Source organism: Pseudomonas retamae (assembly GCF_043496865.1).
Classification (GTDB): Bacteria; Pseudomonadota; Gammaproteobacteria; order Pseudomonadales; family Pseudomonadaceae; genus Aquipseudomonas; species Aquipseudomonas retamae.
In genome coordinates, this window is sequence record NZ_JBIEIL010000004.1 from 533,888 (window position 1) to 557,246 (window position 23,359).

Annotated in this window: 20 protein-coding genes and 1 pseudogene; 14 read left to right on the forward strand and 7 right to left on the reverse strand. The window is 60.5% G+C overall.

What is annotated here, in order from left to right:
• Nucleotides 1–91: 91 nt before the first annotated feature.
• A pseudogene (locus tag ACGSLL_RS11215) lies at nt 92–367 on the reverse strand (nitrilotriacetate monooxygenase); the annotation flags it as partial.
• Nucleotides 368–426: 59 nt separating this feature from the next.
• Nucleotides 427–828, reverse strand: coding sequence for a type II toxin-antitoxin system HicB family antitoxin (locus ACGSLL_RS11220; protein WP_394505752.1), 402 nt, complete (start codon nt 826–828; stop codon nt 427–429).
• A gap of 282 nt (nt 829–1,110) precedes the next feature.
• On the opposite strand from ACGSLL_RS11220, the gene ACGSLL_RS11225 reads away from it, so the two are divergent.
• Nucleotides 1,111–1,377, forward strand: a complete 267-nt coding sequence (locus ACGSLL_RS11225; protein WP_394505754.1) for a hypothetical protein — start codon at nt 1,111–1,113, stop codon at nt 1,375–1,377.
• 24 nt (nt 1,378–1,401) lie between these two features.
• Here the strand turns inward: ACGSLL_RS11225 and betT are convergent, their stop codons facing one another.
• Both betT and epsC read right to left on the reverse strand, forming a co-directional pair.
• Nucleotides 1,402–3,363, reverse strand: a complete 1,962-nt coding sequence (betT, locus tag ACGSLL_RS11230; protein ID WP_394505920.1) for a choline transporter BetT — start codon at nt 3,361–3,363, stop codon at nt 1,402–1,404.
• 401 nt (nt 3,364–3,764) lie between these two features.
• On the reverse strand, nt 3,765–4,691 hold the full coding sequence (epsC, locus tag ACGSLL_RS11235) for a serine O-acetyltransferase EpsC (RefSeq protein ID WP_394505756.1): 927 nt from the start codon (nt 4,689–4,691) through the stop codon (nt 3,765–3,767).
• Between the two features lie 190 nt (nt 4,692–4,881).
• Between epsC and ACGSLL_RS11240 the strand changes: the two genes are divergently transcribed.
• The 13 genes from ACGSLL_RS11240 (at nt 4,882) to ACGSLL_RS11300 (ending at nt 17,913) form a co-directional block, all read left to right on the forward strand.
• On the forward strand, nt 4,882–5,874 hold the full coding sequence (locus ACGSLL_RS11240) for a D-cysteine desulfhydrase (protein ID WP_394505758.1): 993 nt from the start codon (nt 4,882–4,884) through the stop codon (nt 5,872–5,874).
• A gap of 306 nt (nt 5,875–6,180) precedes the next feature.
• Nucleotides 6,181–6,981 carry a cystine ABC transporter substrate-binding protein gene (gene tcyJ / locus ACGSLL_RS11245; protein WP_332765743.1) on the forward strand — a complete coding sequence of 267 codons (801 nt, stop codon included), beginning with the start codon at nt 6,181–6,183 and terminating at the stop codon, nt 6,979–6,981.
• Complete coding sequence (gene tcyL, locus ACGSLL_RS11250) at nt 6,981–7,646, forward strand: cystine ABC transporter permease (RefSeq protein WP_093106265.1); 666 nt, start codon at nt 6,981–6,983, stop codon at nt 7,644–7,646. Before tcyJ ends, tcyL begins: the two co-directional genes overlap by 1 nt.
• Nucleotides 7,647–7,650: 4 nt before the next feature.
• Nucleotides 7,651–8,400 (forward strand): L-cystine ABC transporter ATP-binding protein TcyN, encoded by a 750-nt coding sequence (tcyN, locus tag ACGSLL_RS11255; RefSeq protein ID WP_394505761.1) that lies wholly within the window; start codon nt 7,651–7,653, stop codon nt 8,398–8,400.
• A 463-nt stretch (nt 8,401–8,863) separates the two neighbouring features.
• Complete coding sequence (locus tag ACGSLL_RS11260) at nt 8,864–9,628, forward strand: hypothetical protein (RefSeq protein ID WP_394505763.1); 765 nt, start codon at nt 8,864–8,866, stop codon at nt 9,626–9,628.
• A 232-nt stretch (nt 9,629–9,860) separates the two neighbouring features.
• On the forward strand, nt 9,861–11,102 hold the full coding sequence (locus tag ACGSLL_RS11265; RefSeq protein WP_394505922.1) for an SfnB family sulfur acquisition oxidoreductase: 1,242 nt from the start codon (nt 9,861–9,863) through the stop codon (nt 11,100–11,102).
• 38 nt (nt 11,103–11,140) lie between these two features.
• Nucleotides 11,141–12,334 carry an SfnB family sulfur acquisition oxidoreductase gene (locus tag ACGSLL_RS11270; protein ID WP_394505765.1) on the forward strand — a complete coding sequence of 398 codons (1,194 nt, stop codon included), beginning with the start codon at nt 11,141–11,143 and terminating at the stop codon, nt 12,332–12,334.
• Complete coding sequence (locus ACGSLL_RS11275) at nt 12,334–13,692, forward strand: LLM class flavin-dependent oxidoreductase (RefSeq protein ID WP_394505767.1); 1,359 nt, start codon at nt 12,334–12,336, stop codon at nt 13,690–13,692. Before ACGSLL_RS11270 ends, ACGSLL_RS11275 begins: the two co-directional genes overlap by 1 nt.
• A gap of 148 nt (nt 13,693–13,840) precedes the next feature.
• Nucleotides 13,841–14,650, forward strand: a complete 810-nt coding sequence (locus ACGSLL_RS11280) for a MetQ/NlpA family ABC transporter substrate-binding protein (RefSeq protein ID WP_007952748.1) — start codon at nt 13,841–13,843, stop codon at nt 14,648–14,650.
• A gap of 2 nt (nt 14,651–14,652) precedes the next feature.
• Nucleotides 14,653–15,774, forward strand: a complete 1,122-nt coding sequence (locus ACGSLL_RS11285) for a methionine ABC transporter ATP-binding protein (protein WP_394505770.1) — start codon at nt 14,653–14,655, stop codon at nt 15,772–15,774.
• Complete coding sequence (locus ACGSLL_RS11290) at nt 15,764–16,408, forward strand: methionine ABC transporter permease (protein WP_039756400.1); 645 nt, start codon at nt 15,764–15,766, stop codon at nt 16,406–16,408. Before ACGSLL_RS11285 ends, ACGSLL_RS11290 begins: the two co-directional genes overlap by 11 nt.
• A 413-nt stretch (nt 16,409–16,821) precedes the next feature.
• Entirely contained in the window at nt 16,822–17,178 is a 357-nt protein-coding gene (locus tag ACGSLL_RS11295; RefSeq protein WP_394505773.1) for a DUF6124 family protein, read from the forward strand.
• 108 nt (nt 17,179–17,286) lie between these two features.
• The gene (locus ACGSLL_RS11300; protein ID WP_394505775.1) at nt 17,287–17,913 is read left to right on the forward strand and encodes a class I SAM-dependent methyltransferase; all 627 of its coding nucleotides are present in this window, start codon (nt 17,287–17,289) and stop codon (nt 17,911–17,913) included.
• Nucleotides 17,914–18,113: 200 nt separating this feature from the next.
• On the opposite strand, the gene ACGSLL_RS11305 is transcribed toward ACGSLL_RS11300, so the two are convergent.
• From ACGSLL_RS11305 to ACGSLL_RS11315, 3 genes are read right to left on the reverse strand one after another with little or no spacing between them, the layout of a single operon-like run.
• Complete coding sequence (locus ACGSLL_RS11305; RefSeq protein WP_394505777.1) at nt 18,114–21,167, reverse strand: efflux RND transporter permease subunit; 3,054 nt, start codon at nt 21,165–21,167, stop codon at nt 18,114–18,116.
• A complete protein-coding gene (locus ACGSLL_RS11310; RefSeq protein WP_394505779.1) occupies nt 21,164–22,228 on the reverse strand; it encodes an efflux RND transporter periplasmic adaptor subunit in 1,065 nt (354 codons plus the stop codon). Before ACGSLL_RS11310 ends, ACGSLL_RS11305 begins: the two co-directional genes overlap by 4 nt.
• On the reverse strand, nt 22,225–23,328 hold the full coding sequence (locus ACGSLL_RS11315; protein WP_394505781.1) for an efflux RND transporter periplasmic adaptor subunit: 1,104 nt from the start codon (nt 23,326–23,328) through the stop codon (nt 22,225–22,227). The genes ACGSLL_RS11310 and ACGSLL_RS11315 overlap by 4 nt, the downstream gene beginning before the upstream one ends.
• Nucleotides 23,329–23,359 lie beyond the last annotated feature (31 nt).

Sequence of the window (23,359 nt, forward strand, 5' to 3'; positions counted from 1 at the left end):
TCTTGAATGGGTGTCGACTGCTTCGCGAGCAGGCTCGCTCCCACAAGCGAATGCATTTCAAAGGTGGGAACGAGCCTGCTCGCGAAGGGCGTTACGCAAATCTGTTTTTCGGTCGCGCCAGACCCAGATTCTGGCGCAACGTCCGGCCTTCATACTCCGTTCTGAACAGTCCACGCCGCTGCAGTTCCGGAACCACAGCGTTGGCGAAGTCTTCCAGCCCGCCCGGCAGGCTTAGTACCAACTTCGACAAATCGAAGTTGCCCAGCATACGCCCACGCAAGGCCACGCCTACCTCCGGTTCGACCAATTGCTGAAACGTTTCACACTTTTCCTGTGCTTTCGCTTCGGTACGGCCGACCACGACAAAAAACTCCAGGCACTGCCAGGTTATCGAGCGGGAAAACGCACGTGTCCTGCAGTTCTCGCTCAGCTCGACAATTCGCGCAAGGCTGCCGCAGCCAGGAATCCTGACCGCGAGTTGTAGCGCTGATCGCGCCTGACTGTTTGATCGATACGCTCCAACAGTTGCTCAGGCAGTGTGGCGTTGAACCGCACTGACTTGCCGAAATACGGCGTGATATCAAAATCGACCACGCCCCAGATCCCTCCTGCGTAATCCGGGTTATCAAGATGCGCATCAATGTCTTGCACCTGCGGCAACGGCGCTCCGTCGGCAACCAGACCTTCATAGTGAAGCGCCAACGCTTCCCGAGTACTTTCAAAAGCCTCAGCAACCGTAGCGCCTGCGGAAAAGCAGCCGGGGACATCCGGGATAATCACTCCGTAGTCCGAGTCGACATCCTTGTGCAGAACGACCGGGAATTTCATACCAATCCTGTATGTGTGCGAGTTAATGCTCGCAACTATAGGTTTAACCCCTAGCCGTAATTTCAAAGTACACATTTGGAATTGATCCTCTGGCAGGCTTAGAGTCGGCGGGATTGGCTATGCTGAAGGTGACACCGAGGAGGCCCCTTCGCGAGCAGGCTCGCTCCCACAGGGATTTCATGCGTATATAAAATTTATGTCCTACCGAGGTCCATTGTGGGAGCGAACCTGCTCGCGAAGGCGATCCTTCAAGCAATGCATCTTCATCAGGCAGAACGCACCATGCACACCGCCATCATCATTTTCTTCGGCCTGGTCCTGGTCCTGCTCGCGCTGATGCTCTACATCGGTGAGCGCATCGGCTTCAGTCGGCAGACCATGGCCTACGGCTTCGCCGTGCTGTGGCTGGCGTTGACGTTGATCAATGGCGTGGTGGGGGTGGTGCATGCCGGCCAATCGGTGGGAGCGGAGATTGCGCTGGGCAGTGTGGTGTTCGGCGTGCCGATGGCGGCGATGGTGTTGTTCATGGTGCTGAGCGCCGAGTCCTGAACCGACCCGACGCTCAGCCGCCGATCAACGCACCAGATGCAGGAACTGCATGTGCCGTTCGTACTGGTCGAGGATGTCGTTGATGATCTGCTCTTTGGTGTAGCCGACCAGATCGTAATCCTGACTGCCCTCGCTCAAGTGCACTTCGGCGCGGTAATAGCGGCGGTTGTTGAGCTGCTTGGAGCCCATGCCACCGCGGGCAAACGACGGCGTGAAGTAGCCACGCATCTGCACTTGATAGATGAACGGATGCTGCTCGCCATGGCCGATTTCCAGGCTGACGCTGTCATGTGCCGGGTCTGGCTGGGTGACCACGTTCAGGCCTTTCTCGACGAACACCGCCGTGACTTCTTCAATCGCCGGACGCACCGTGCTGTCCATGAAGCGATACACCTCGTCACGCGACGGGAAATGCACTGCCTGGCTCAGGCGCTGGCGCCAGCCACCGGTGCCACGCCGCGAACCGGAAACCGGCGCCAGCGAATGCAGCTGCGCAATCTGCTTCTGCGATTCCAGGTAGAACGCCTTGTGCAGCCCCCACATCATCAGCAGCAGAATCAGCGAGAACGGCAACGACGTGAGGACCACTGCTGACTTCAACGCATCGATGCTGCCGGAGAACAACAGCGCACTGGTGATCAGCGCGGTCATCGCGCCCCAGAACACCCGCAGCCATTTCGGCCCGTCCTCGTCAGGGTTGCCGCCCTTGGCCGACAGCGTCGAGAGCACGACGGTGCCGGAGTCCGCCGAGGTGACGAAGAACACGAAGCTGATGAACACCGTCACGGCGATCACGGTTTTGCTCCACGGATAGGTTTCCAGCAACAGATAAATGCTCATCGACGGGTTGTCGATGGCCGACATGCCCAGCGCGCTCATGCCATGGTTGAGCACTTGATCGAGGGCGCTGTTACCGAAAATCGACATCCACGCCAGGGTAAAGCCGAGCGGAATCAACAGCACGCCGAAGACGAATTCGCGGATGGTGCGGCCACGGGAAATCCGTGCGATGAACAGGCCCACGAACGGCGACCAGGCAATCCACCAGGCCCAGTAGAACACCGTCCAGCCGCCGAGCCAGTCGCTCGGTTTGTCGTAGGCATACAGGTCAAAACTCTTCATCGGCAGGGCGCCGAGGTAGTCGCCAAGGTTCTGGATCAGCGTGTTGAGCAAGTGCTGAGTCGGCCCGGCGAACAACACGAACAGCAGCAGCGCACAGGCCAGCAGCATGTTGATGTCGGACATCACCCGCACGCCTTTATCCACCCCGGAAACAGCGACGATGATCGCTGCGCCCATCATCAGCGTGATCAGGCCGACCTGAATCCACTGGGTATGAGCGATGCCGAATAAATAATCGAGACCGGAGTTGAGGTGCAGCACGCCAAAGCCCATGTCGGCACCCAGACCGAACACCGTGGCGATGATGCCGAAGCCATCCACGGCGTAACCGATCGGGCCGTTGATGCGTTTGCCGATCAGCGGATACAGCGCCGAGCGCAGCGCCAGCGGCAGGTTGTGGCGGTAGGCGAAATAGGCCAGCGCCATGCCAACGAAGGCGAACACGCCCCAGCCGTGCAGGCCCCAGTGCAGAAACAGAATCTGCATGGCCTGACGCGCCGCATCTGCGGTGCCCGCCTCGCCTTGCGGCGGCTGGATCATGTGCGTCAGTGGCTCGGATACGCAGAAGAAAAACAGCGTGATGCTGATCCCGGCGGCGAACAGCATGCCGGCCCAGGACAGATAACTGAATTCGGGCTCGTCGTGGTCGGCACCGAGTTTTATCTTGCCGTAGCCGGATAAGGCGGTGACCACCACGAAGATCAGATACACCGTCATCGCGAGCATGTAATACCAGCCGACCGTGTTGGCCGCCCAGTTCTGCGCTTGCAGCAACCAGGCGCCGGCCTGCTCGGGCATGGCAATAACGACGAGACCAAACAGCAGAATGACCGTCGCGGCGAAGTAGAACACCGGCGGATTCATCCGCACCAGACCGCTGGCGGGGGTAGACGATGCACTCATGAAACGTGCACCTCGAGGAGTTGAAACATGGCTGAAATGATCGGACTCAGCAAAGGCAAGCCTCCTGTTGTGAGCGGGCAGCGAACCACCGGTTTAACTTGAATGAACGTTCAAGTTAAACATGGATAGGGTGGTAAGGACTAATCGCAGGGCTGGGCGGTAGTTTTCCTACAGTTGCCCGAGGAGGGGTATGACGCGGGTTTCAGGGGATTCGTTCACTGCTGAATTGGCTGACGGAGATTATCTCGATTCGGCCTGACAACCATTCGCGAGCAGGCTCGCTCCCACATTGAAACGCATTTCCAAGGTGGGAGCGAGCCTGCTCGCGAAGAGGCCTGAAGCAATAGCACAAATTCAGAAGGCTACTTCTGCGTCCCGTCATCATGCTGCAAATTGGCCTGCGTCAGGTTCGCCCCCGCCGGCACGCTGCGGGTCAGCCACACGTTGCCGCCGATGGTCGAGCCCTTGCCGATGGTGATCCGCCCGAGAATCGTCGCCCCGGCGTAGATCACTACATCGTCCTCAACGATCGGATGGCGCGGGTGGCCCTTCTGTAACTGGCCGTCCTCGTCCGCCGGAAAGCGCTTGGCGCCGAGGGTCACCGCTTGGTAGATGCGCACCCGCTCGCCAATGATCGCCGTCTCGCCAATCACCACACCCGTGCCGTGATCGATAAAGAAACTGCGGCCGATCTGCGCGCCCGGATGAATGTCGATACCGGTCGCCGAGTGGGCGATTTCCGCGCTGATCCGCGCCAGCAGCGGCAGACCCGCGCGGTACAAATGATGCGCCAGGCGATGGTGAATCACCGCCAGGATTCCCGGATAGCACAGCAGCACTTCGTCGACACTGCGCGCGGCCGGATCACCGTGATAGGCCGCCAGCACGTCGGTGTCGAGCAAGGTGCGCAGGCCAGGCAAAGCCAGGGCGAAATCCTGAACGATCTGAATCGCGCGGGCTTCGACTTCGCTGTCGTCCTGGGCGCTGTGGCGCGCTGCGTAACGCAGCTCCAGTCGTGTCTGCGTGAGCAAGGCATTCAGGGCGACGTCGAGGGTGTGGCCGACGTAGAAATCTTCACTTTCTTCACGCAGGTCAACCGGACCCAGACGCATCGGGAACAGCGCCCCGCACAATGCTTCAAGAATCTCCGCCATCGCTGCGCGCGAAGGCAATTCGCGGCCACCCTGCTCGCCGGAAGCCCGGCCATTCTGTGCCCGCCATTGATCGCGCGCGCTGCGCAACTGGCCGACGATGGTGTGCAATTGCCAATGACTGGAACGCTCGCTCACGGTAGAGACTCCTCACGGGCGGCCGGACTGTCTGGCCGCGTCAACGGCGCCCACTTTACGACATGACCATGAGGGCAAATTAAGAACCGATAGTGCTGACGTAAGTCCAACGGGCTATAAGCGATTGGCGGTTGCCCCTGCAAATGCGCGTGCCTATAGTCGTTTCATCTTCCTCCGCCAGTACGGACCCATGATCAAGAATCAGCTGGAACGCTTCAACCGTCTCGACCTGCTCGGCCACCCTACGCCACTGGAAAAACTCGAGCGCCTCTCCGCCTGGCTCGGCCGCGAGGTGTACATCAAGCGTGATGACTTGACGCCGCTGGCCATGGGTGGCAACAAGCTGCGCAAGCTCGAATACCTCGCCGCCGATGCGCTGGCACAAGGCGCCGACACGCTGATCACCGCGGGCGCGCTGCAATCGAACCACGTTCGCCAGACCGCTGCGCTCGCCGCCCGACTTGGTCTCGGCTGCGTTGCACTGCTGGAAAACCCGCTGGGCACCGAGGACAGCAACTACACCGGCAACGGCAATCGCCTGCTGCTGGACCTGTTCGATGCCAAGGTCGAGTTAGTCGACAACCTCGATAACGCTGACGAACAACTGGCCGCCCTCGCCGTGCGCCTGCGCAGCAACGGCAAGAAACCCTATCTGGTGCCGATCGGCGGTTCCAATGCGCTCGGTGCGTTGGGTTACGTGCGCGCCGGGCTGGAACTGGCCGAGCAGATCAAGGACACCGGACTGCAGTTCGCCGCTGTCGTATTGGCTTCGGGCAGCGCTGGTACGCATAGCGGCCTGGCCCTGGCGCTGAGCGAGGCGCTGCCGCAACTGCCGGTGATTGGCGTGACCGTGTCGCGCAGCGAAGAAGATCAGCGGCCGAAGGTCCAGAGTCTGGCCGAGCTCACCGCAGATCTGCTCGGTGTCGAGCTGCCGAGCAGTTTCAAAGTCGAGCTGTGGGACGAGTATTTCGGCCCACGCTATGGTGAGCCAAACGCCGGAACCCTGGCAGCGTTGAAACTGTTGGCGGGTCAGGAAGGTCTGCTGCTTGACCCGGTCTATACCGGCAAGGCCATGGCCGGGTTGCTCGATGGCATCGGGCGCCAGCGCTTCGATGAAGGCCCGATCATTTTCCTCCACACCGGCGGGTCGCCAGCGTTGTTTGCCTACAAGGATTTCCTGTAACAGAACGTTCCCACGCTCCGCGTGGGAACGCAGCCTGGGACGCTCTGCGCCCTTCCGAAGCTGGAACTCGGAGCGTCTTTCGAGGCATTCGCACGCCGAGCGTGGGAGCGATCCATATGCAGGAAAAGAATAACCAGTCAGATATTGAGTATTTTCAAGTCTATAGCCGACATCCTATAGTCACGCCGCGGGCGAATTTCGGGCGAGACGCATAAGCTGCTTTGAGGCAGGATAGCGCTGTCGTCAAATTCCCGAATGTGCCTACATTCCTTAAGCGTCTTCCATAAGAAAACACAGGGGCTTGTCATGAATTTTTCCGCACTACGTCGCACTCTGCTGGTCGGTTCGCTGGGTCTTGCGCTGGGCGCCGGTCTGATCGGCCAGGCCGTGGCCGGTGAGCAACTGCAACAGATCAAGGACAAAGGCGTGCTCAACGTCGGCCTGGAAGGCACTTATCCACCGTTCAGTTTCGTCGACGAGAACGGCAAGCTGTCCGGCTTCGAAGTCGAACTCTCTGAGGCGCTGGCGCAAAAACTCGGTGTCAAAGCCAAGGTTCAGCCAACCAAGTGGGACGGCATCCTCGCCGCGCTGGAATCCAAGCGTCTGGACATCGTGGTCAACCAGGTGACCATCTCCGAGGAACGCAAGAAGAAGTATGACTTCTCCAAACCGTACACCGTCTCCGGGATCCAGGCGCTGGTGCTGAAAAGCAAAGAGGCCGCGCTGAACATCAAGACCGCCGCTGACCTGTCCGGCAAGAAAGTCGGCGTCGGCCTGGGCACCAACTACGAACAATGGGTTCGCGCAAACGTGCCAGGTGCTGACGTACGCACCTACGATGATGATCCGACCAAATTCGCCGACCTCAACAACGGCCGCACCGATGCGATCCTGATCGACCGTCTGGCCGCGCTGGAATACGCCAAGAAAGCCCCGAAAACCGTGGCCGCCGGCGAAGCGTTCTCTCGTCAGGAATCCGGGATTGCCCTGCGTAAAGGCGAGCCGGAGCTGCTGGCTGCGGTGAACAAGGCCCTCGACGAACTGCGCGCCGACGGCACGCTGGAAAAGCTGTCGAAGAAATACTTCAACGCTGACGTCACTCAATAATGGAAGAAGCTTTCCAACTCGCCCTGGATTCCGCGCCCTTCCTGCTCAAGGGCGCGTATTACACGGTAGTCCTCAGCCTCGGCGGCATGTTTTTCGGCCTGCTGCTGGGCTTCGGTCTGGCGCTGATGCGCCTGTCGCGCTTCAAATCGGTCAGCTGGCTGGCACGCATCTACGTGTCGTTCTTTCGCGGCACGCCGTTGCTGGTGCAACTGTTCGTGATCTATTACGGCTTGCCGCAATTGGGTCTCGAGCTTGATCCGCTGCCGGCAGCGCTGATCGGCTTCTCGCTGAACATGGCCGCCTACGCCTGTGAAATCCTCCGCGCCGCAATCGGTTCGATCGAACGTGGTCAGTGGGAAGCGGCTGCGAGCATCGGCATGACCCGCGCGCAGACCTTGCGCCGGGCCATCCTGCCGCAAGCGATGCGCACGGCGCTGCCGCCGCTGGGCAACAGCTTCATTTCGCTGGTCAAGGACACCGCGCTGGCCGCCACCATTCAGGTGCCGGAGCTGTTCCGTCAGGCGCAATTGATTACCGCCCGGACTTTCGAAGTCTTCACCATGTATCTTGCCGCCGCGCTGATCTACTGGATTCTGGCCACGGTGCTGTCGCACCTGCAGAACAAGTTGGAAGAGCGGGTCAATCGGCACGACCAGGAGTCCTGAGCCCATGATTGTCGTGGAAAAGCTGACCAAGCAATTCAAGCAGCAGGTGGTGCTCAACGGCATCGATCTTGAGGTCAAGGAAGGCGAGGTCGTGGCGATCATCGGCCCCAGCGGTTCGGGGAAAACCACGTTCCTGCGCTGCCTGAATTTTCTTGAACAACCCACCAGCGGCCGGATCAAGGTCGGCGATATCGAAATCGATACCAGCCGCCCGCTGAATCAGCAGCAGAGCCTGGTGCGCAACCTGCGCCAGCACGTGGGTTTCGTGTTCCAGAACTTCAACCTGTTCCCCCATCGCACCGCACTGGAAAACGTCATCGAAGGCCCGATCGTGGTCAAGAAGATCCCGCGTGACGAGGCCGTCGCGCTGGGCAAAAAGCTCTTGGCCAAAGTCGGACTCGCCGGCAAAGAGGACGCTTATCCGCGCCGCCTTTCTGGTGGTCAGCAGCAGCGCGTGGCGATTGCCCGGGCACTGGCGATGGAGCCGGAAGTGATCCTGTTCGATGAGCCGACCTCGGCGCTCGACCCGGAACTGGTCGGCGAAGTGCTGGCGACCATCCGCGGCCTCGCTGAGGAAAAACGCACCATGGTCATCGTCACGCACGAGATGGGTTTTGCTCGCGATGTTGCCAACCGTGTGGTGTTTTTCGACAAGGGCGTAATTGTCGAACAAGGTGAAGCCAAGGCATTGTTTGCCAATCCAAAAGAACACCGCACGCAACAGTTTCTCAGCAAGTTCCTGAATCACGCCTGAGTCTCTTTCCAAGTGCGCCTCGGTAACTTCCACGGATGGAAGATGCCCTATCAATATTTATATAAAGCAATATAAAAACACCTGTAGCAGGCGCATTTGCATACATTGCGCAACAGTTGAGTTGCGCCTGCAACTTCACCCCATCGGTTTGATTACCCAGCCATAAACTCAAGCAGAAACGGGCGAAAAGCCGTGCGGCGCGTGGCCCTATTCGCCTCGACGCCTAGGCATTAGGCGTCCACGACGTAGGAGCTTTCTGATTAACTTGTAATTCGTGGATTAACTAAGCTCGTCTATTGACACTCCTTCCGACACGCTCTTATCTAGTCGACAACCGGCACCAATCAGTTCAACCACGCCGTCTTCAACTTGAATAAAAGTTCGACGCTTTATTGCCGGTTTATTCACGCCTTTTGTTCTTTCAGAAACGGACTTCGCTGCAAGGCTTCAAGGAGAGAAATCGATGACCCGCACTTCGCATACCCCCGAACTGGCAGCGCCGAGCCTGGCGCCCGCGCAGAAAACCGGCATCAATCTGGCCGCCGCCGCTCATCTTTTGATCGAGGTCGCGCCCTACCCCGACATGGACAGCGGCGACCTCATCGAGTTGTTCTGGAACAAGTGTTACGTCGGCTCCAGAGTTCTGGCCGCTGAGGATGTCGGCACGACGGTCAGCCTGCGGGTGCCGGAGAGCTTCATCGACAACGGCACTGCGCGCATTCACTACCGCGTGATGCAGGTTGGCCAGGGTCCGGCGTTCTCGGCGGCGACAAGAGTGTTGGTCAAACTCGATTGCCCCGGCGGCCAGCCATCGGCCCTCAGCGCAGACGAAAACCAGCAACTGGCGCCGGTGACGATTCCTGAAACCATCCGCCGCCAGGGCGTCAATCCGAACCAGATCAAACGCGGCGTGCCGCTGAGCATCGAGCCGTACCTGAACATGGCCGAAGATGACGCCATCACCTTGCGCTGGGGTGATGTGCGGATGGACCTGGCACCGATCACCGCTGCCGACATCGGTTTACCCATTCAGGTCTGGGTGCCACCAGCGGTGATTGTCGAAGCGGGCGAAGATCTGCGACTGGACGTGACCTATTGCATCCTCGATCGGGTCGGCAACAACTCCCGCTGGGCACCGCCCCGCACCTTGAAAATCGGCTGCGTCAATCCTTACCTGAAAGTACCGTTGAGGCACGAACTCAAAGCGGCCGAAGCACGCGAGCATTGATCTCGCCGAGAGGTGACGTGGGATCTCCCCACCCTTCTATGCATATTCCTACAAGTTAGTTTATTTAATTTTTATACACGCTTAGGGTATATGCACCGGACCACCGGACATTCTTTCGTTCGCCGCACCTTGCGGCGCTTTCAATGAGATGTGAGGTAGGTCGTATGGTCCGGAACACAATCACCCCAGTGCAGATCGCCAGGGCATTGCGTGCAGCCAGGGAGTGGCGATGATGTCCAGTCTGGCCGATGCAAACGTCCAGTCGGATCTGGACATCGCCCCGCTGTTGTTGCCCGCGCAGGTCTTGCGCAACGATGCCCAAGCCATCAACGCGGCCCGCGAACTGGCGCAGGTCGCCCGCGTCCAGGCGGCGAAACGCGATCGTCAGCGCAAGTTGCCGTGGGCGGAGATCGAGCAGTTCACCCGCAGTGGCCTGGGCAGCATTGCCATACCGCGCGAGTACGGTGGCCCGCAGGTTTCGTTCGTGACGCTGGCGCAAGTCTTCGCGATCATTTCCGCCGCCGACCCGGCGTTGGGGCAAATCCCGCAGAACCAGTTCGGCATCATCCATCTGATCCTTGGCTGCGCCAGCGAGGCGCAGAAACAGCAGTTGTTCGACAGTGTTCTGCAAGGCTGGCGCATCGGCAACGCCGGCCCGGAACGCGGCAGCAAAAACACCCTGGAATTGAAAGCGCGGATCAGCGCCGATGGCGACGATTACGTGATCAACGGCCAGAAGTTCTACTCCACCGGCGCACTGTTTGCACACTGGGTGGCGGTGAAAGCGCTCAACGATGAAGGCAAGCAAGTGCTGGCGTTCGTCCGGCGCGGCACGCCGGGTTTGCGCATCGTCGACGACTGGTCGGGCTTCGGTCAGCGCACCACCGCCAGCGGCACAATTGTGCTGAACAACGTGCGTGTCGAGTCGAGTCTGGTCATCGACAACTGGAAGATTAACGAAAAGCCCAACACCCAAGGCGCCGTGTCGCAATTGATCCAAGCGGCCATCGACGCCGGCATCGCCCGTGGCGCAATCGACGACGCCATCGAATTCGTCAAAACCCGCGCACGGCCATGGATCGACGCCAAGGTCGATCACGCCAGCGATGATCTCTATGTGATCGCCGATATCGGCAGATTGAAAATCGAATTGCATGCCGCCGAAGCGCTGCTGCGCAAGGCCGGGCAGGTGCTCGATCAGGTGCATGCCGCACCCGTCACGGCGGCCTCCGCCGCGCGTGCGTCGATCGCCGTGGCCGAAGCGAAAGTGCTGACCACCGAGATTTCCTTGCTTGCCAGCGAAAAGCTTTTCGAACTGGCTGGTAGCCGCGCGACGCTCGCCGAATTCAACCTCGACCGCCATTGGCGCAACGCCCGCGTGCACACCCTGCATGACCCGGTGCGCTGGAAATACCACGCGGTCGGCGCCTATCGCCTGAACGGCACTTTACCGGCTCGCCACTCCTGGATCTGACGACCAGAACACTTTTGACCAGATCCTTGGAGAAGCACATGACTTTTTCCCAACCCGTCGCGGTCATCGCCAGCGACGAGCAAGCCCTGATTATCGCCAGCGACCTGGCCGAAGATTTCCAACGCGACAGCGCCCTGCGTGACCGCGAACGCCGCCTGCCATTGGCAGAACTGGAAGTATTTTCCCGCTCCGGCCTATGGGGTATCAGTGTGCCGAAAGAATATGGCGGTGCGGGCGTATCCAATGTCACCCTGGCCAAAGTCATCGCTTTGATCGCGCAGGCTGACGGCTCGCTGGGGCAGATTCCACAGAACCATTTCTACGCACTGGAAGTGCTGCGCGTGAATGGCAGCGACGAACAGAAACAGCGCCTGTACGCAGAGGTTCTTGCCGGCCAGCGTTTCGGCAATGCCTTGGCGGAACTGGGTACCAAAACCGCTCACGACCGCGTAACCCGTCTCAAGCGCGACAGCGATGGTTATCGCATCAACGGCCGCAAGTTCTACGCGACCGGGGCGATTTACGCGCAGCGCATTCCGACCTCGGTGGTCGATGAAAACGGCGTGCAGCAACTGGCATTCGTTCCACGCCACAGCAAAGGCCTGAGCATCATCGATGACTGGAGCGGCTTCGGCCAGCGCACCACCGGCAGCGGCTCGGTCGTGTTCGAAGACGTTTACGTTGCCGCTGAAGACGTGCTGCCATTTCAGAGTGCTTTCGAACGACCGACAACGGTCGGCCCGCTGGCGCAAATTCTTCACGCCGCCATCGATACCGGTATCGCCCGCGCCGCTTATGAGGACGCCTTGCATTTCGTGCGCAGCAAGACGCGGCCGTGGATCGACTCCGGCAGCGACAAGGCCACCGAGGACCCGCTGACCCTGAAGAGCTTCGGCCACCTGAGCATCCGCCTGAGCGCCACCGAAGCTTTGCTCGAACGCGCCGGCGAATTCCTTGATGCCGCACAGGCTGACACCAACGCCGAAACCGTTGCAGCGGCCTCTGTCGCCGTCGCCGAGGCTCGCGCGATCAGCACGCAAATCTCCCTGGCGGCGGGCAGCACCTTGTTCGAACTGGCCGGCAGCCAGGCCACCCTCGCCGAGCACGGCCTCGACCGCCACTGGCGCAACGCCCGCGTGCACACGCTGCATGACCCGGTGCGCTGGAAATATCACGCCGTTGGCAATTACTACCTCAACGACGAAAAGCCTCCGCTGCGAGGGACGATCTGATGAGCGCGGCGAAAAAGAAGATTCTGCTCAACGCCTTCAACATGAACTGCATCGGCCATATCAATCACGGCTTGTGGACGCATCCACGCGATAACTCGACCCGTTACAACACGATCGAATACTGGACCGAATTGGCGCAGTTGCTCGAGCGCGGCTTGTTCGACGGTCTGTTCATCGCCGATATCGTCGGTGTGTATGACGTCTACCAGAACTCGCTCGACGTGACGCTGAAAGAGTCGATCCAGTTGCCGGTCAACGATCCGTTGCTGCTGGTCTCAGCGATGGCTGCTGTGACCAAAAATCTGGGCTTTGGCCTCACCGCCAATCTCACCTACGAAGCGCCGTACCTGTTCGCCCGGCGTCTGTCGACGCTCGATCATTTGAGCCGTGGCCGGGTAGGCTGGAACATCGTCACCGGCTATCTCGACAGCGCCGCCAAAGCCATGGGCCTCAGCGCGCAGCTCGAACATGACCGCCGTTACGACCAAGCCGATGAGTACTTGCAGGTGCTCTACAAACTCTGGGAAGGCAGCTGGGAAAATGGCGCGGTGCTCAACGACCGCAAGCAGCGCATCTACGCGCAGCCGGACAAAGTCCATAAGGTCGAGCACAAGGGCGAGTTCTACCAGGTCGAGGGTTATCACCTGTGCGAACCGTCGCCGCAGCGTACGCCGGTGCTATTTCAGGCCGGCAGTTCCGAGCGCGGCCTGCAGTTCGCCGGGCGGCACGCCGAGTGCGTGTTCATTAGCGGCCAGAACAAGCCATCGACCAAGGCGCAAGTGGACAAGGTCCGCGCCAGTGCCGTTGCGGCGGGACGCAACACCGAAGACATCAAGGTGTTCATGGGCCTCAACGTGATTGTCGGTGCCAGCGAAGAGGCGGCCTGGGCCAAGCATGCCGAGTACCTCGGCTACGCCAGCGCCGAGGCCGGCGTCGCGCATTTTTCCGCCTCAACCGGCATTGATTTTTCCCGGTACGAAATCGACGAACCGATCCAGTACGTGAAAAGCAACGCGATCCAGTCGGCCACCAAGACCCTGCAGAACAACGACTGGACCCGCCGCAAATTGCTCGACCAGCACGCCCTCGGTGGCCGCTACATCACCGTGGTCGGCTCGCCTGAACAAGTGGCCGATGAGCTGGAGTCGTGGATCGCCGAAACCGGGCTGGATGGCTTCAACCTGACCCGCATCGTCACGCCGGAAAGCTACGTGGATTTCATCGACCTGGTGATTCCCGAACTCCAGCGGCGCGGCTCGTACAAGACCGCGTATGACGGCGGCACCTTGCGCGAGAAGCTGTTTCACGGCGAAGCGCAGTTGCCTGAACAACACACCGGATCTTCGTACCGCCACTGATCCCTTGCACTGATCGTTCCCACGCTCTGCGTGGGAATGCAGCCGGGGACGCTCCGCGTCCCAACAGCGGACGCAGAGCGTCCATTGAGGCACTCCCACGCGGAGCATGGGAACGATCAAAGATAACTTACGGACTGGATAACTCATCATGACCAAGAAACTGCTCTCCCACCCAGTCAAAGCACTGGCCCTGGCCTTCGGCCTGTTCAGCTCGGCGGTGTTTGCCGCCGATGCACCGTTGAAAATCGGCACCACCGCCGCCTTCGCCATTCCGCTGGAAGCGGCCGTCGAAGAGGCCTCGAAGCAAGGCCTGAAGGTCGAGCTGGTGGAGTTCACCGACTGGATCGCGCCAAACGTCAGCCTCGCGGCCGGCGATATCGACGTGAATTATTTCCAGCACATTCCGTTTCTGGAAAACGCCAAAGCCGCGTCGGGTTTTGATCTGGTGCCGTTCGCGCCGGGGATCATCAACAACGTCGGCCTGTACTCGAAAAAATACAAAAGCTTCGACGAATTACCGGAAGGCGCCAGCGTTGCCATCGCCAACGATCCGATCAACAGCGGTCGCGGTCTGCAATTGCTGGCCAAGGCCGGTTTGATCACGCTCAAACCGGGCGTCGGCTACAAGGCCACCGAGGATGACATCGTCGCCAATCCGAAGAAGATCAAGATTCTTCAGGTCGAAGCCGTGCAACTGGTGCGCGCCTACGATGACGCCGATCTGGTCCAGGGCTACCCGGCCTACATTCGTCTGGCGAAGACCTTCGATGCCGGTTCGGCGCTGCTGTTCGACGGCCTCGATCACAAGGAATACGTGATTCAGTTCGTCATTCAACCGAAAAGCAAAACTGATCCGCGCCTGATCAAATTCGTCGACATCTATCAGCATTCGCCGGCCGTTCGCGCCGCGCTGGATAAAGCTCACGGCAAGCTCTATCAAGCCGGTTGGGAAAGCTGAGCATGACCGCCGCGATCCAACGGCGACTGGAGACTCCAGAGCCACACACTGCGCAAAAAACCGAGCTGCATCCCGAGCTCAATCGTGCCCACGTACGCTTCATCGGGCTGGGCAAAACCTACAACGGCCGGCAAGGCCCGGTCGCGGCTTTGCAGGGCATCGATCTGGCAATTCAGCGCGGTGAAGTGTTCGGCATCATCGGCCGCAGCGGCGCCGGCAAGTCGTCGTTGATCCGCACGATCAATCGCCTTGAGCTGCCGACCTCGGGGCGCGTTCTGATCGATCAGGTCGACATCGGCGAATTCGACGAAGATCGCCTCGTCGCGTTGCGCCGGCGCATCGGCATGATCTTCCAGCACTTCAATCTGATGTCGGCCAAGACCGTTTGGCAAAACGTCGAACTGCCCTTGAAAGTCGCGGGTGTACCGAAGGAACAGCGCGAGAAAAAGGTCCGCGAACTGCTCGAGCTGGTCGGCCTGCAAAGCAAGCACACAGCGTATCCGGCACAACTTTCCGGTGGACAGAAACAACGCGTCGGCATCGCCCGTGCGCTGGTACATGACCCGGACATTCTGCTGTGCGACGAGGCCACTTCGGCGCTCGATCCGGAGACCACGCAATCGATCCTCGCCCTGCTGCGCGAGATCAATAAGCGTCTGGGTCTGACCATTGTGCTGATCACTCATGAGATGGCGGTGATTCGCGAGATCTGCGACCGCGTCGTCGTGCTTGAGCACGGCCGTATCGTCGAGCAAGGCCCGGTCTGGCAGGTATTCGGCAATCCGCAGCACGAGGTCAGCCAGACCCTGCTTGCGCCGCTGCAACACGCCTTGCCGGAAGAACTGCAGAGCCGTTTGCAGGCGCAATCCACGGCTTCTGATGCAGCGGTGGTGTTGCGTTTGCAGTTCACCGGCAGTGCCGCTGATGAGCCGGATCTGGCCGCGTTGTTTGCGGCGCTGGGTGGACGAGTGAAGTTGCTTCAGGGCGGGGTCGAACGGATTCAGGGTCATGCGCTGGGGCAGTTACTGCTGGCCGTCAGCGGCTCGGCATTCAGCGCCGAGCAATTGCGCGAACGCGCCGGGCAATGGGCGCAACGAGTGGAGGTATTGGGCTATGTGGTTTGATCGCTTGCTGCAGGGTTTTATCGACACCTTCCTGATGGTTGGCGTGTCCTCGCTGATCGCGCTGCTGGTGGGCATTCCCATGGCGGTCATTCTGGTCACCAGCGACAAGGGTGGGATTTACGAAGCGCCGCTGTTGAACCGTGCGCTGGGCGCCTTCGTCAATCTGTTCCGCTCGATCCCGTTTCTGATTCTGATGGTCGCGCTGATTCCGTTTACCCGCCTGATCGTCGGCACCACCTACGGTGTCTGGGCCGCTGTGGTGCCGCTGACCATCGCTGCGACGCCATTCTTTGCGCGGATCGCTGAGGTCAGTCTGCGCGAGGTTGATCATGGCTTGATCGAAGCCGCGCAGGCGATGGGTTGCCGGCGCTGGCACATCGTCTGGCATGTACTGCTGCCCGAGGCGCTGCCGGGAATCGTCGGTGGCTTCACCATCACCTTGGTGACGATGATCAATTCGTCGGCCATGGCCGGGGCAATTGGTGCTGGTGGGCTGGGGGATATCGCCTATCGCTACGGCTATCAGCGCTTTGACAGCCAGATCATGTTGACGGTGATTGTCTTGCTGGTGGCGTTGGTGGCGGTGATTCAGTTGGGTGGAGACAGACTGGCGCGCGGGCTGAATAAGCGCTAAGGTCGATAGCGGCAGGTGGCCATCAAGCAGATCCATGTGATCGCACGTATTTGGGCAATGCCCTTCGTAAAAACCAGACCCGTCCTACGCGAAATTTATCGTTTCGCCAGCCTGAACCACGCGGGTTTGCAGGACGCTTCCTAGAATGATTTGCCCGCTTGTACCCGAAATATCCTGTAGCTAATCTCCGCTCGTCACTGCTTGGCGGTGACCGGATTCAGTTGTCCGGATTCGCTGGGCGTGCGGTCAGGCCTGACCTTGGCAGAGCTCCAAGCTGCCCGATGTTGGCTGTGCGCAGGGCACTTTCGGGTGCGCCGATAACCGGCGGCCGACGACTGATCCGCGTGCAGCCGCCGTCCTGCTCGTTTAGTCGCGAAATGGTTGGCTCCCCACTTGAAGTCAGGAGTTTACCCATGGAAAAAAATCTTGCCGATCCGCCACTCAGCCTCACCTCCACCAAGCGGTTCACCGAGGATTTGCTCAAGGATCGCTCTGCACTGTGCCGTGCCGTCGACTCGCATCTGGCCGGTAAACAGGTCACGCTGGCGGGACAGAAACGCGTCTACAGCATCAGTGAGGACGTGACGCTGGAGGATGCCCAGTTGTATGTCGCCGATCTGCTGCGCTGCGCTTCGGTGACCGTCCATCAATGCGGCGATCAGCTCGGGGGCGCGGATCGAGCCATGGTGTTCTCGGTCTGGCATCTGCTGGAGATGGCCAAGGCGATGATGGATCGCTCAATCGATTGCCTGGGGGCGAAGCAGCCCTGAAACCGGGGCACCCGTCGCCGCCTGCGCTGGTGCCAGCGCAGGCGGCGTTTTTTTGCCGGCGAAAAGCTTATAGTCGGTTCTCTCCCTCCGCCAAATACAGCACCGATGATGAAGCAGACCCCCAGCGACCTCGAACAAATCACTGCAACCACGCTAGGCCATTACAACTCGGTGGCCGAGGACTTCCGCGAAGGCACCCGCGATCACGATGTCAGTCAGAACATCGATGCGTTGCTGCGGCATATTCAAGGCCAGGCGCCGTTTACCCTTCTGGATTTCGGCTGCGGGCCGGGGCGGGATTTGCAAACTTTCACGCGGATGGGTCACGTCGCTGTCGGGCTGGACGGTTGCGAAGAATTCGCGCGGATGGCCCGCGAGGACAGCGGCTGCGAAGTGTTGCAGCAGGATTTCCTCAAGCTGGATCTGCCGGCGGAGCGCTTCGACGGGATCTTCGCCAACGCGGTGTTGTTTCATGTGCCGTTGCAGGAATTACCGCGGGTACTCAAGCAATTGCACGGCGCGTTGAAACCGGGTGGGGTGTTGTTCAGCTCCAATCCCCGTGGCGACAATCGCGAGGGCTGGAACGGGCCGCGCTATGGCTCGTATCACGATCTTGAGGCCTGGCAGGGTTTGCTGACGGCGGCGGGGTTTGTCGAGCTGGAGCATTACTACCGGCCGGCGGGGCTGCCGCGCGAGCAGCAGCCTTGGTTGGCGAGTGTCTGGCGTAAATCTTGATAAACCGTTCTGACGCCATCGCGAGCACTCGCTTTTAAGCCGCGTCCTTTTTGATCGTTCCCACGCTCCGCGTGGGAATGCAGCCAATGGCGCTCTGCGCCACAGGGACGCGGAGCGTCCCGAGATTCATTCCCACGCAGAGCGTGGGAACGATCAAGACACCATCGCCGGCCTGATGGCGATGAGCGAAGGGGCCGCTTTTACTCTGTTTCTTTTTGCGGCTCGCGAATCTTGTACCAGGCCACATACAGCGCCGGCAGAAACAGCAGCGTCAGCAACGTCGCCACCACGATCCCGCCGATCATCGCGTAGGCCATCGGCCCCCAGAACACTTCGCGAGCGATCGGGATCATGCCCATGCTCGCCGCGGCGGCGGTCAGCAGAATCGGCCGGCGCCGGTGCTCGGTCGCTTCCACCACTGCATCCCATGGCGCATAGCCCTTCTGCTCGAACTCATCGATCTGCGTCACCAGAATCACCGAGTTGCGGATGATGATGCCGATCAGCGCGAGAATCCCCAGAATAGCCACAAAGCCCATCGGCGTGCCGGTCGGCACCAGCGCCAGCACCACGCCGATCAGCCCCAGCGGCGCGACGCTGGCCACCAGGAACATCTTCTGCACGCTGTGCAACTGGATCATCAGGAACGTCGCCATAAGGAACAGCATCAATGGCAAGACCTTGGCAATCGGCCCCTGAGCCTTGCCGCTCTCCTCGACGGTACCGCCAGTGGCGACCTTGTAGCCGACCGGCAGTTTCGACGCGAACGCGTCAATCGATGGCTTGAGCAGTTTCACCAGATCGGTTGGCTGAATCTCGTCGCGCACCGAAGCCTTGATGGTGATCGTCGGCAAACGGTCGCGACGCCACACCAGCGGCTGCTCCAGTTCATAGCGCACGGTGGCGAACGCCAGCAGCGGAATCGAGGTGCCGCTCGGCGTGACGATCTGCAGGTTCTGCAGGGTTTCCGGCGTGCCGCGTTCGGAATCCACCGCGCGACCGACCACGTTGATCAGGTAGATATCATCATCGACCTGGGTCAACGGCGAACCGCTGACGATGCTGTTCATCAGGTTCGCCACGTCTTCCGACGACAGCCCGAGCTGGCGCGCCTTGTCCTGGGCGATGTCGATGCGCAGGACTTTGCCCGGCTCGTTCCAGTCGTAGATGATCTCGCCGATATGCGGGTTCTTGTCCAGCTCGGTGGCCAGATCGATTGCGTGTTTACGCACCTGATCGACGTCCTTGCCGCTGACCCGGTACTGAATCGGCCGCCCGACCGGCGGGCCCATTTCCAGCGCCTGGACGTAGCTGCCGATACCGACGAAGTCTTTGTGCAAGCGCTCGCGCAGGCGCTGGCTCAGCGCTTCGCGGGCTTCGAAATCCTTGCTGACGATGACCAGTTGCGCGTAGTACGGGTTCTGCAATTGCTGATCGAGGGGCAGGTAGAAACGGATCGCGCCCTGACCAATGTAAGTGCTCCAGCGCACAATGTCAGGGTCGCCCTTGAGCGTGGCTTCGAGCTTGTCCACCGCTTTGCGGGTTTCATCGATCGAGGCGTTTTGCGGCAGGTTCAGGTCGACGAGAATTTCCGGGCGGTCCGACGCGGGGAAAAACTGGTTCTGCACAAAGCGCATGCAGAACACCGCCAGCACGAACAGCAGCACGGTGACGCCGATCGCCCACCAGCGGTTGCGCATCGCCCATAGCAGGCCGCCGTTGAAGGCGCGACCGATGCGACCCGGTTCGGCGTCATGCGCCTTCACCTTGTCGCTGAGAATATGCACGCCGATCACCGGCGCAAAGAACACCGCCACCACCCACGAGACGATCATCGCCACGGCAATCACCGCAAACAGCGTGAACGTATATTCACCGGCGGAGCTGGCGTTGAGGCCGATCGGCACAAACCCGGCGACCGTCACCAGCGTCCCGGTGAGCATCGGAAATGCCGTCGAGGTGTAGGCGAACGTCGCCGCCTGCTCCTTGCTCTCGCCCATTTCCAGGCGTGTGACCATCATTTCCACGGTGATCATCGCATCGTCCACCAGCAGGCCGAGGGCAATGATCAACGCACCGAGGGAAATCCGTTGCATGGTGATGCCGCTGTACTCCATGAAAACGAAGACCATCGCCAGCACCAGCGGAATCGAGCACGCCACCACCAGACCGGCGCGCACGCCGAGGCTGATGAAGCTCACCACCAGCACGATGATCACCGCCTCGAACAAGGCGCTGGTGAAGCCGCCGACGGCTTCTTCCACCACCACGGCCTGATCGGACACCGTGTGCACGCCGACGCCCACCGGCAGGTCTGCCGTCAGTTCGTCGATGCGCTGGTGCAAGGCCTTGCCGAACTCCTGAACGTTGCCGCCCTTCTGCATCGCAATCGCCAGACCGATGGCCGGTTTGCCGTCGAAGCGGAATTCAGGCGTGGCCGGGTCGACGTAGCCGCGACGGATGTCGGCGATATCGGCCAGACGATAGAAGCGATCGTTGAGCTTGAGATTGACCTCGGCCAGATCCTTTTCCGAAGCGAATTGCCCCGACGTACGCACGGAAATTCGCTCGGGGCCGGCCTCGATCACGCCGGCCGGAGTCACCGCGTTCTGCGACTGCAGGCTTTGCACCACCTGACGCTGATCGATGCCCAGCGCGGCGAGTTTGCGTGTGGAGAAGTTCAGGTAAATCGTTTCGTCCTGCTGGCCGACCATTTCGACCTTGCCCAGCCCCGGCACGCTGCGAATCTCGGCGCGCGCTTGCTCCACGTAATCGCGCAACTGGCGCATGGTCAGGCCATCGGCGGTAAACGCATAGACCGAGCCGAACACATCGCCGAACTCATCGTTGAATCCCGGCCCTTGAATCCCTTGGGGAAACTGCCCGCGAATGTCATCGATCTTCTTGCGCACCTGATACCAGATTTGCGGAATGTCTTCGGCGCCGGTGGTGTCGCGCAGGTAAACGTACACCGTCGATTCGCCGGGGCGCGTGTAGCTTTTCACGTAATCAAGCGAGTCGAGTTCTTCGAGTTTTTTCTCGATGCGGTCGGTGACCTGCTTGAGGGTTTCCTCCTGGGTCGCGCCGGGCCATTTGGTCTGGATGACCATGGTCTTGATGGTGAACGAGGGGTCTTCTTCGCGGCCCAGATTGAAATAGGAGAACACCCCCATGAGCAATCCGACGAACATCAGATACCAGACGAATGACTGATGCTTGAGGGCCCATTCGGAGAGGTTGAAAGAGCCTTTCATTGACTGTCCTCGTCAAGTTTTACCGATTGTCCGGGTTTGAGACTGTTGACGCCGGCGCTGACCACGCGCTCGCCGTTCTTCACGCCGCCGGCCAGCACCACGCTGCTGTCGGTGCGGCTGATTACCGTGACGTCGCGGGGACTGACGGTTTTGCTCTGAGTATCGATCACCCAGATCCGCGGTTTGCCTTCGACCTCCTGCAACGCGGTGGCGGGCAATTCGATGCGCGGTTTGATCGCCGAACTGAGGGTCACACTGATTGCCGTACCGAGGCGAAAACCGTCCGGGGTGTCGGTCAGGGTCAAACGCGCCCGGCGCGTGCGTGTGGCGCTCTGCGCCTGCGGTTCGATTTCGCGGATGATCGCCGTGGTGTTGATGCTCGGGTCGAGTTGCGCGGCCACTGAAAACACCACGTCCTGCGGAATCTGATCGACGAGGGTATCGGGCAGATCGATCACCGCTTCCTTGATGTCCGGCTGGGCCAGCGTCACGACTTGCTGGCCGGCGGTCACCACCTGCCCGGCTTCGGCGTTCCACGCGGTGACCACCGCTTTGTGATCGGCGCGCAGTTCGGTGTAGCCGAGTTGATCCCGGCTCTGGTTGACCGCCGCGCGCGCCTGGTCCAGCGAGGCCTGGGTGGTTTTCAGATCAGTCGTGGCAACGTCCAGTTGCGCCTGCGCACCAACGCCGCGATCAAACAGCGCCTGCTGTCGGCGCGCGTTGGCCTGCGCATTGATCAGTTGCGCCTGAACCCTGGCAAGATCACCTTCGGCCGAACGCAGCTGGTTTTGTTGGTCGGACGGGTCGAGGGTGGCGAGCAGCGTGCCCTTCTGCACTTCGGCGCCGACATCGACGTTGCGACTGGCAATGCGCCCGCCAACGCGAAAGCCAGTGTTGCTCTCGTAACGCGCCTGAATGCTGCCAGCGAAACGCCCGAGATTTTCCTCGCTCAACGCTTCGACCTTGACCGACAACACCGGACGCACCGGTTCCGGCGGAGTTTCCTTTTCCGAGCAGGCGCCCAGCAGCAGCGCCAGGCAAAACAGTCCGAGACGCTTCATGGCTGCGCTCCCGGTTGCAGGTCTTTGTAAGTGTTTTCGGCGATCTCGACTTTCATCCCGGGATGCAACAGTTGCCCGCCGGCGACGATGACTTTTTCCCCGCCCTTCAGACCTTCGCTGATGATGACTTTGCCGGTCAGATAGCGGCCGACCGTGACCGTGTGCAGCTGCGCCTCGCCCTTGTCATCGACCATCCAGACCGCCGGTTCGCTGATGTTTTTCGTCAGCGCCGACCATGGCAGTTCCACCGCCGACTTGCCCGAGCCTTTTGCCGTGGCGCTGACCACCGAGCCGAGCTGCATGCCCGGCGGCAGTTTGTCGAGGCTTACCTTGACTTGCACGGTGCCGGATTGCGCCGACACCGCCGGGGTTATTTCACGCACGGTGCCGGTGGTTTTGATCTCGGGATTATCGAGCAGGCTGACCACGATCGAATTGTCCGCCGGGCGCTCGGCCAGCAGCGATTCATACACGTTGAACACCGCATCACGATCGCCATCGCGGGCCAGACTGAAAATCGGTGCGGTGGCCTGCACCACTTGCCCGACTTCAGCCTGACGCTCGGTGATCACTCCGGGCGCATCGGCGATCAGCGCGGTGTAGCTGAGTTGATCCCTGGCGTTGGCCAGTTGCGCCTGCGCGGCGCTCAGGGCGCTCTGGCTGCTGCGCAACGCCGCTTGGGCGGAATCGTATTCGCTCTGGCTGGTGTAGCCCTTGGGCAGCAGTTTTTGCTGGCGGACGAAAGCTGCAGCGGCCTGTTTCACGCGAGCCTGTTCGGCGAGGACCTGAGCCTGGGCCGAATCGACGTTGGTCTGCAGATCCTTGGGGTCAAGCTTGGCCAGCACCTGCTTGGCAGTGACACGGTCACCGACGTCGACCATGCGCTGGATGATCTTGCCGCCCACGCGAAATGACAATTGCGTCTGCACGCGCGCCTGCACGTCACCGGTCAGGGTTACCGCTGCCGCGTAGTTCTGGGGTTTGACCTCTTGCACAAAGACCCGTGGCAAGTATTCCTGAGCGGGTTTCTTGTCGCCGCAAGCGGTGAGCAAGACCATGGCGCTTAACACCATCAGCACTTTCAATCCGGGACCCGCCATGCACACTCCTTGGCCTTTAATGCTGCTGTCG

What these genes read in the sequence shown, in the direction of transcription:
- ACGSLL_RS11220 (WP_394505752.1), bottom strand. Translation starts at nt 828, where the DNA reads ATGAAATTCCCGGTCGTTCTGCACAAGGATGTCGACTCGGACTACGGA.
- ACGSLL_RS11225 (WP_394505754.1), top strand. Translation starts at nt 1,111, where the DNA reads ATGCACACCGCCATCATCATTTTCTTCGGCCTGGTCCTGGTCCTGCTC.
- betT (WP_394505920.1), bottom strand. Translation starts at nt 3,363, where the DNA reads ATGAATCCGCCGGTGTTCTACTTCGCCGCGACGGTCATTCTGCTGTTT.
- ACGSLL_RS11240 (WP_394505758.1), top strand. Translation starts at nt 4,882, where the DNA reads ATGATCAAGAATCAGCTGGAACGCTTCAACCGTCTCGACCTGCTCGGC.
- tcyJ (WP_332765743.1), top strand. Translation starts at nt 6,181, where the DNA reads ATGAATTTTTCCGCACTACGTCGCACTCTGCTGGTCGGTTCGCTGGGT.
- tcyL (WP_093106265.1), top strand. Translation starts at nt 6,981, where the DNA reads ATGGAAGAAGCTTTCCAACTCGCCCTGGATTCCGCGCCCTTCCTGCTC.
- tcyN (WP_394505761.1), top strand. Translation starts at nt 7,651, where the DNA reads ATGATTGTCGTGGAAAAGCTGACCAAGCAATTCAAGCAGCAGGTGGTG.
- ACGSLL_RS11260 (WP_394505763.1), top strand. Translation starts at nt 8,864, where the DNA reads ATGACCCGCACTTCGCATACCCCCGAACTGGCAGCGCCGAGCCTGGCG.
- ACGSLL_RS11265 (WP_394505922.1), top strand. Translation starts at nt 9,861, where the DNA reads ATGTCCAGTCTGGCCGATGCAAACGTCCAGTCGGATCTGGACATCGCC.
- ACGSLL_RS11270 (WP_394505765.1), top strand. Translation starts at nt 11,141, where the DNA reads ATGACTTTTTCCCAACCCGTCGCGGTCATCGCCAGCGACGAGCAAGCC.
- ACGSLL_RS11275 (WP_394505767.1), top strand. Translation starts at nt 12,334, where the DNA reads ATGAGCGCGGCGAAAAAGAAGATTCTGCTCAACGCCTTCAACATGAAC.
- ACGSLL_RS11280 (WP_007952748.1), top strand. Translation starts at nt 13,841, where the DNA reads ATGACCAAGAAACTGCTCTCCCACCCAGTCAAAGCACTGGCCCTGGCC.
- ACGSLL_RS11285 (WP_394505770.1), top strand. Translation starts at nt 14,653, where the DNA reads ATGACCGCCGCGATCCAACGGCGACTGGAGACTCCAGAGCCACACACT.
- ACGSLL_RS11290 (WP_039756400.1), top strand. Translation starts at nt 15,764, where the DNA reads ATGTGGTTTGATCGCTTGCTGCAGGGTTTTATCGACACCTTCCTGATG.
- ACGSLL_RS11295 (WP_394505773.1), top strand. Translation starts at nt 16,822, where the DNA reads ATGGAAAAAAATCTTGCCGATCCGCCACTCAGCCTCACCTCCACCAAG.
- ACGSLL_RS11300 (WP_394505775.1), top strand. Translation starts at nt 17,287, where the DNA reads ATGAAGCAGACCCCCAGCGACCTCGAACAAATCACTGCAACCACGCTA.
- ACGSLL_RS11305 (WP_394505777.1), bottom strand. Translation starts at nt 21,167, where the DNA reads ATGAAAGGCTCTTTCAACCTCTCCGAATGGGCCCTCAAGCATCAGTCA.
- ACGSLL_RS11310 (WP_394505779.1), bottom strand. Translation starts at nt 22,228, where the DNA reads ATGAAGCGTCTCGGACTGTTTTGCCTGGCGCTGCTGCTGGGCGCCTGC.
- ACGSLL_RS11315 (WP_394505781.1), bottom strand. Translation starts at nt 23,328, where the DNA reads ATGGCGGGTCCCGGATTGAAAGTGCTGATGGTGTTAAGCGCCATGGTC.